Raw genomic sequence first — 2,409 nt, forward strand, 5'->3', positions numbered from 1 at the left:
GTATTATAATTATATACAAAGTTTAATAACAGTACTTTTAGGAGGTAAAAAATGCAAGAATTACTAAAAGAATTAGTTGAAAAACACAGAAAAACAACTGAACTAGGAAAGGTTGCCAGTTACATACCCGAACTAGAGAAAACAAATCCCAGAAATCTTGGTATATACATTTTAGACAATGAAGGAAACGAATACTTTGCAGGAGACTATGACAATAAATTTACAGTACAGAGTATCTCTAAAGTAGTGGCTCTTATGCTGGCTATTTTAGACAATGGAGAGGAGTATGTTTTTTCAAAAGTTGGAATGGATCCCAGTGGAGATCCCTTTAACTCTATTAGAAAATTGGAAACTTCTAGCAGAAGAAAACCATATAACCCTATGATTAATGCTGGTGCTATCGTTGTTTCATCAATGATTAAGGGCGATGACGCAAAGGATAAGTTTAATAGACTACTTGAATTTTTTAAGAAAATAACAGAGGATCCATCTCTTGAATTAAATCCCAAAGTTTATTTAAGTGAATCTGAAACAGGAAATAAAAATAGAGCTATGGGTTATTACTTAAAATCTGAAGGTATTATAACTGGAAATGTGGAAGAAGCTCTAGAAGTTTACTTTAAACAGTGTTCAATTGATGTCACTGCTAAGACTATCGCTAAACTTGGTCTATTTTTAGCTAATGAAGGGCAAACAAGTAGTGGAGAGCAAGTTGTATCAAATAGAGTCAGCAGAATTGTAAAAACTCTTATGGTTACATGTGGTATGTATGATAACTCTGGTGAGTTTGCTGTTAGAGTTGGTTTACCTTCAAAAAGTGGAGTTGGTGGTGGTATTGTTTCTGTTGTTCCACATAAAATGGGAATAGGTATATACTCTCCTGCTCTTGATCAAAAAGGAAATCCTATTGCTGGAGTTTGTCTTTTAGAGGACCTATGCAATGAGCTTAAATGTAGAATATTTTAGTTACACACACACTTTATTATATATTTACAGGAGGAACAATGAATATTATTAACACACTTAACAACATTTTATGGTCTTATGTTTTAATTGCAGTTCTTATTATTTCAGGTTTATATTTCACTTTTAAGTTAAAGTTTGCAAATATAACTGAAATTAAAGAGATGTTTAAGGTTATGCTTGAAAAAGGAAATGGAAAAGGCGTTTCTCCATTCCAAGCATTCTGTATTAGTGCTGGTTCTAAAGTTGGAACTGGAAGTTTAGCTGGAGTTGCACTTGCTATATCTGTAGGAGGTCCAGGTTCTATATTTTGGATGTGGGTTTTAGCATTAGTTGCTGGTAGTTTAAGTTTAGTTGAAAACACTTTAGCTCAAATCTATAAGAAAAAAGAGGATGGTATTTTCGTAGGTGGACCTGCATACTATATGGAACTTGGAATGAATAAAAAATACCTTGGTGTTGCATTCTCAATCCTTATTACTATCACTTATGGTTTTATATTTAATGCTGTTCAAGCTAATACAATCACTGTGGCATTTCAACATGCATATGGAATTGATCAGCTATATGGAGCTATTATTTTAACTGTTTTAACAGCTGTTATTATCTTAGGAGGAGCTCATAGAATAGCGAAAGTTTCAGAAATTATAGTTCCTATTATGGGTGTATTCTACTTAGTGGTTGCTATTTTCATAGTTTTAAAAAATATTTCAGCTCTTCCTGGAGTATTTTCACTGATTATGACAAATGCCTTTGACCCTGCTGCTGCAGGTGGAGGAGTTCTTGGAGTTATCGTTATGGAAGGGATTAAAAGAGGTTTATTCTCCAATGAGGCTGGTATGGGGTCTACTCCAAATGCTGGTGCCAGTGCTTCTACTGATCACCCATTTAAACAGGGATTAGTTCAAACTTTAGGAGTTTATGTTACTACATTAGCAATCTGTTCGGCAACAGCTTTTATTATTCTTTTCTCTGGAGTTTTAGGAAATACAACTCATAAAGGAATTGAATTAACTCAAACTGCTATGATTCATGAGCTTGGAATTTTTGGTAGAATATTCCTAATGGCATGTATCTTCCTATTTGCTTTTTCATCAGTTATTGGAAACTATTTCTATGGAATTGTTAATATAGCTTATACTGAAAAGAAATGGCTTGAAAATCCTTTTAAAGCTATCGCTTTAGCAATGGTTTTCTGGGGTTCTGTTAAAGATGCTCCATCAGTTTGGGCAATGGCTGATTTATTTATGGCTTTTATGGCACTATTTAATATCTATGCTATTACAAAACTTAGAGTTCCTGCTATTGAGTGTATTCATCACTATTTAAGAGAGAGAAAGGCAAAAAGAAACCCTGTATTCACTAAAAATGTACTTTCTGATTCTACTGGTGTGGAGTGCTGGGATGATAAGGGAGAGGTTTCTCTTTAATTCAGATATTTTATAG

2 protein-coding genes are annotated in these 2,409 nt (G+C 33.6%); both read left to right on the forward strand.

Annotation, left to right across the window (positions count from 1 at the left end; genetic code table 11):
- Positions 1–51 precede the first annotated feature (51 nt).
- A complete protein-coding gene (gene glsA / locus ACMOUI_RS05020) occupies positions 52–966 on the forward strand; it encodes a glutaminase A (protein ID WP_418964643.1) in 915 nt (304 codons plus the stop codon).
- A gap of 38 nt (positions 967–1,004) precedes the next feature.
- Entirely contained in the window at positions 1,005–2,393 is a 1,389-nt protein-coding gene (locus tag ACMOUI_RS05025; RefSeq protein ID WP_418964644.1) for an alanine/glycine:cation symporter family protein, read from the forward strand.
- The last annotated feature ends 16 nt before the right edge of the window (positions 2,394–2,409 follow it).

Source organism: Cetobacterium sp., assembly GCF_048470075.1.
GTDB lineage: Bacteria > Fusobacteriota > Fusobacteriia > Fusobacteriales > Fusobacteriaceae > Cetobacterium_A.